Origin of the sequence: Acidiplasma cupricumulans (assembly GCF_001402935.1) — an archaeon.
GTDB classification, from domain to species: domain Archaea; phylum Thermoplasmatota; class Thermoplasmata; order Thermoplasmatales; family Thermoplasmataceae; genus Acidiplasma; species Acidiplasma aeolicum.
The window spans coordinates 1-5,127 of sequence record NZ_LKBH01000040.1 but is presented as its reverse complement, the minus strand read 5'-3'; the positions used below and the strand labels follow the sequence as shown (position 1 = coordinate 5,127).

General features: G+C 35.6%; 4 protein-coding genes. 1 reads left to right on the top strand and 3 read right to left on the bottom strand.

Features of this window, described 5'->3' with window-relative positions; genetic code table 11:
- Window positions 1–586, top strand: a 586-nt coding sequence (locus AOG55_RS01585; RefSeq protein WP_236688950.1) for a hypothetical protein, incomplete at its 5' end; no start/stop codon positions are given.
- 36 nt (window positions 587–622) lie between these two features.
- Here the strand turns inward: AOG55_RS01585 and AOG55_RS01580 are convergent.
- The 3 genes from AOG55_RS01580 to AOG55_RS01570 are packed head-to-tail and all read right to left on the bottom strand — an operon-like array spanning window position 623 to window position 5,068.
- On the bottom strand, window positions 623–2,455 hold the full coding sequence (locus AOG55_RS01580; protein WP_048101469.1) for an amino acid permease: 1,833 nt from the start codon (window positions 2,453–2,455) through the stop codon (window positions 623–625).
- Window positions 2,456–2,496: 41 nt separating this feature from the next.
- Complete coding sequence (locus tag AOG55_RS01575) at window positions 2,497–3,708, bottom strand: (Fe-S)-binding protein (protein WP_052656738.1); 1,212 nt, start codon at window positions 3,706–3,708, stop codon at window positions 2,497–2,499.
- Entirely contained in the window at window positions 3,701–5,068 is a 1,368-nt protein-coding gene (locus AOG55_RS01570) for an FAD-binding oxidoreductase (RefSeq protein WP_048101468.1), read from the bottom strand. The genes AOG55_RS01575 and AOG55_RS01570 overlap by 8 nt, the downstream gene beginning before the upstream one ends.
- Between the last annotated feature and the right edge of the window lie 59 nt (window positions 5,069–5,127).

Here is a 5,127-nt window from a genome sequence, read left to right as displayed (position 1 = left end):
TAATAGTAAAATAAAGTATACGATAGTCGTAGTGGTCGTCATAATCATCATTGCTGCAGGTGCGTATTACTATATAGCCTCCTCGGAATCACACTTTGGTTTCCCAAGCCAGTCCACAGTAAAAGGCATCACCGGAAATTCATACAATGTTTCAAAGGTAATGTCCCAGGGCCCAGCAAAAAATACAACAAAAACCGAAATAGTTTATTACAATACAACAGGTTCATCTCCATCCACGGCTTTTTATGTTTATGAGGCACAATTTAACAACACATCACTTGCAAAATCTGGTTATAAAACTATTCTTACTGAATTGCCCGCTGGGATCAAGTTTATAATGAAGAATCAAACATACAACGGCTTTGAATACAGTGTTATTAATGCCAGTAATGCCAGCTATTTACATGCTTACCTAGGATTTGGATACAAGAAAAATATGGCATTTTTATTCCTTGCAAATATTAGCCTTGCCAATGTGCTCAAAAAAATTGCATACTCAATTATAGATTCAATGACATCTGTCTTTGGGGGATCATATGGATCCTCAGGGAGTTCTTCAGGATATTTAATGGCTGCAAGATTTTAATTTTTTTTAAATTTTAAAAATTTTAATTTTTTTATTTTATTCAGTGGCCTGGGCACCCGTGTCATCGTCCTTTTTTACAGTTCCAAGCTGTAACAACACCTCCCTCTCAGAGACTGTTCCGGTGCATTTCCCAGAGGCATCTATTATTGCAAGCAATGGCACATTATTTTCCTTCATCAATCTTATTGCATCTGTAATGTTTTCATTCTCACCTATATTCACAACCTTTTCTATTCTAATCTGATTAATTTTACCCTTTTCTATTGCTATCTGTGGCAGCAATAATATGTCTATTAAATAAACTGTACCTATGGGCTTACTCTCATTATTTACAACTATTGAGGCGGGCATATTCTTTGATAGCATTTTTTCCATTGCAGACCTCAATGTATCATTTATATTTACAATCACATCTGTGGCAGGATTTCTGGCCTTTGCAACGGTCATGCTGGTAAGATTCTCTGCAACTATTTTCCCCTCCCTGCCTATATCAGGCATGTATGGTGTTTTTGTAACTATTGCCTTTACCTCAGATAAAATAAATCCAATAACGACCCATGTAAGAAATATTGTTGTATAATATGGAACCGTGGAGTATGCAGAATAAACAAGGACTATTGAACTTATTAATGCACCCACAGAGGCAAGAATAAACTCGCGGTAGTCAATTATATAATTCCATAATTTTCTTTCCATTCTGGATATTAATCTTCTTCCACGCCTGTATCCTATCCTCATCAGTGAGAAGTTGGCGCTTAAATGAATAAAAAGTCCTGCCAGTGAGGCAACTGTGCCAAGGAAGATAAACACTATCTCTGGACTCATATACCTGAACATTAGGGCAGGTATAATCATCATTACAATGCTAACTGTAATAACTGAAACTATTGGGTTATTTTTGACATTTTTTGAGAATATTGATGGAATTGTTCTATCATAGCCCATTCTAAACAATGTCCTGGATGCCGCTGACCCAAATGATAGGAATGCAAGAATCGCATCATTTACCGTTGCTATGGCCACCGCATAATATAAATATATACCATATTTTCCAAAATCATAACGTATTATGTCTATAATTGGCAGCTTATCTGAAAATGGTATGGAGTAATGTGTTTGCAGGACGATGTTTGCAAAGGCATATATAACAACAGTTGCCAGAATGCCGCCGGATAGTATCACTGCTATTACACTCCTTCCTATGACCCTTTTGGCATCCTGGGCCTCACCAGATATTGGTGTTATGGTTCCATAACCTGTTGGTATACCCATGGCGAATAAAATACCGAGAAACAGCCCTGCTGATGTTATTGGATACCTTGAAAATGAGGGTGTATAAAAATTCCCGTGGGTTATGAAAAACGATAGAACTACCATTATGGCCATAAATGAAACCTCAAGTGTAACGGCGTATATTGCATACCTTGATGAGGTTTTAATGCCAATTATTAATAATATTACAGATGGTACAGATATAATAAGGAATGAAAAATAAACCGGTATTCCGAGGATTAATGAAATTACAAAAACTGCACCTGCAAGGTATGCAAGGCCGTATAATATTGAATAAAACATATACATCCAGCCTGTATCAAACCCAACATTGGCTGAAAGGGCCTGAAATGCATATGTGTAATATCCTCCAGATGTGGAAAATCTTTTTGATAACTGGTTAACTGAAAGCCCGTTAATAAGAACAAGCAATGTTCCTATAACCATAACAATTGGTGCATCATAGCCTGCAAGTGTGAATGCAAATGCTCCGTATGTAAGTATACTTAATAATGGGGACATCCCACCAAAGGATAAAAAGAAAATATCCTTGAATGTCAGGTGTCTTTGAAGTTCACCGGAATTTGAGTCATTCATTTAAAATCCATCTCTCTTTGCCTAATAAATTTAATGGATAATTATTTTATGCATTTTACCAGAAAATCTGCCAGATCATTTACATTTCCATTTCTGGATAGTGAATAGGAGCATATGGGGCATGCCGTGATAATATTTTGCGATTTCTCAATGAGCTGGTTATACCTGTTTTTGGAGATGTTCATGGATAGGTCTGGATATAGGAGTTCATCAGGTCCTCCACAGCAGTACGTTAAATTTGAATTTCTCTCAGGCTTTACAGCCTTGGCAACACTGGATATAATATTAATGGCACCATTATATTCCGTATTGCCCTGAAAATGGCATGGGTCATGGAATGCAACTGTTTTTCCTGAATTAGTAAACATTGATTTGTTTAAAAAATCTGTGTAATAATAAACATCAATATTAAAATCTGGTATGTATTTTTTATACTCATATCTTAATATATTATATGTATGCGGGTCAACTGTTATTACTTTTTTATAATTTTTTAAAATGTTGTAAACGCCGGTAATATAATCCTTAAAATCATTTATATATCCATAATCATATAAAAGTGTGCCCGGATACGGCTCATTATATCCAAGCACATCAAATGATATCCCTGATTTGTTTAAAAGCTCCACAATATGTATTAATGTGTTATTTGTCCTGTCAAGCATCCTTTTATCAGGCCTTCCAAATCTCGAAAATACCGGAATCACCGATGCCATAGATATCATAATATGAAATAATTTATTTCCTAATTTTTTTCTCATTCTCTCCATATTTTCAGTATACGGCATGAGCTGGTACATTAAACCTGTATAAAGAAGGGTGTCAGATCTCCCATATTTTATATGGCCTAACCATTCATATGATACCTTTTTTAATGGAACCGGACTTTTATATTTTTTAATATTTTCTATTATTAAATTAACCTCAGGCTTCTGAAGTTTTTTGTATTTTTCAGAGATAATAGCCTTTACTATATCACTAATTTTTCCGGCATCAACCCCTGTTGGACAGACCTGAAGGCATACATGGCAGTCCAGGCATGAATAAAATGTATCTGAAACGTTCAGGCTTAAATCATTTAATGTAATTTCCCTAAAAACATTTAGTCCGGTCTGCGCCCTTCCACGTGCTGTTTTTGCCATGTCATATCCTGAACTTTTATATGTTGGGCATACAGAATCACAGAATCCACAGCTGATACATTTTGAGCTCTCATTTTTTAAATCATTTAAAATTTTTTCAAATTCAGTCAAAGAAATTACCCCTGTTTAAAATATTTTTTGGATCAAACATCTTTTTTAGATTTTTCATTATAATAATTGTTTCATCCTGCTTTTTGTATTTTAACTGTTTTAATAACAAATCTTTTTTAATTCTTCCAATTCCATGCTCACCGCTTATTGATCCACCAAGCCTTACAGCCTCAATGTTTATATCATCCATGGCAAGCAAAACGTTCCTCCAGTTTTCATGGTCATCAGGATTTCCACCAATCTGTGGATGGAGGTTTCCATCCCCCGCGTGCCCGCATGTTGCTATGTATACACCGTATTTTTCCCTTGTTTTGTACACAAAATTTATCATATCCTTTAATTTTGAAAGCGGTACAACAACATCACCATCTATAAATCCGGGGAATAGAATTCCAGGGGCTGTAAAGGCAATTCTTCTAACCTCAAAAATATTGTTGAATTCATCCTTATTTTCAGGAATTATAATTTTGCTTGCATTTTTTTCCATGATCTTTTTTATGTCTTCAAGATAGGATTCATCAAAATCTGTATCTGCTAATACCATGCCACCGCGTGTTTCAGGGTATGAAAATCCTCTAATTTTATTTGCCGCCACTATGCCATAATAGTCACTGAACTCAAGTATGAGCGGATTTAATTTTCTAATGGCCAGTATGGCATCCATTGCATCATTTATATTATCATAAAATCCGGCAATGCGGTAAATTTTTTTGGGCATTGCTATGATTTTTAGCCATGCCTTCTTGACAATACATAATGTCCCCTCGCTTCCAGCAATCAGGTCAATTATGTTAAATCCCCCTCTATTTTTATATATGGCCTCACCGAATGTGGTTTCACTGCCATCTGCAAGAACCACATCCAGTTTTAATATCCAGTCCTTAACCACACCATAGCGTGCACATCTCATACCTCCAGAATTTTCGTTTATGGCGCCACCAACAGTTGAAACGCTCACACTCGATGGGTCAGGCGGAAAGAAAAAATTATATTTTTTACACTCCTCATTAACCTCCTGAAGTGTTGCACCAGCATAGGCCTCAACATATCCATCCTCAATTGAAACGTTTATTTTGTTAAGCGGCCTTAAATCCATTATTAATGTATTATCATCAGGCACAACAGCGCCTGTTGGGCTTGATCCACCTCCCCTGGCTATAATATTAATATTAAATTCATTTGCTATCTTTATGACCCTGGAAATATTTTTTTCATCTGTAATTTTTACAACTGCCAGTGGCATGTGTTTTAAAGGGTCTATACTACCGCGCTGGTATATTATCAAATGCTCATTATCGGTAAATACATTTTCCTTTCCAGCAGCATCAATTAATTTTTCAATTAATAATTTATTGTCCATGGCTTCCTAAAAATATATAATATACTATTTTTTAAATTTTTGAGATCGGAAGAGCACAC

Bases quoted from the DNA above. Each gene is read 5' to 3' on its own strand.
- AOG55_RS01570 (WP_048101468.1), bottom strand. From the start codon at position 5,068: ATGGACAATAAATTATTAATTGAAAAATTAATTGATGCTGCTGGAAAG.
- AOG55_RS01580 (WP_048101469.1), bottom strand. From the start codon at position 2,455: ATGAATGACTCAAATTCCGGTGAACTTCAAAGACACCTGACATTCAAG.